Source organism: Pseudomonas sp. QTF5, from assembly GCF_000512695.2.
Taxonomy (GTDB): Bacteria; Pseudomonadota; Gammaproteobacteria; order Pseudomonadales; family Pseudomonadaceae; genus Aquipseudomonas.
The window spans coordinates 1-340 of sequence record NZ_AZRW02000089.1 but is presented as its reverse complement, the minus strand read 5'-3'; the positions used below and the strand labels follow the sequence as shown (position 1 = coordinate 340).

The following is a 340-nucleotide window of genomic DNA, read 5'->3' as shown; positions in this document are numbered from 1 at the left end:
CAGTGGATTCGACAGTTGATGACCTATGGGTTGCTCAGCGGAGCCTTTCGCCCTGCGGATCAAATCTGTTCGTTGCGCTCGCTGGTCCGTCAGCGGGCGAATAAAGTGCGCGATCAGGCCAAGACAATCAATCGCATGCAAAAAGCCCTGACCCAGATGAATATCCAGTTAGCCAACGTAATCAGCGACATCACCGGGGTGACGGGCCTGAAGATTTTGCGGGCTATCGCTCAAGGGCAACATGATCCAGAAAAGCTCGCTGCTTTTCGAGACGGACGCATCAAAGCCGATCAAGCGACCATCGCCCGTAGCTTGCATGGCAATTGGCGAGCCGAACATT

1 pseudogene is annotated in these 340 nt (G+C 54.4%); it reads left to right on the top strand.

Annotated elements, in window-relative coordinates:
* Positions 1-340: pseudogene (locus IC37_RS28680) on the top strand (IS110 family transposase); the annotation flags it as partial.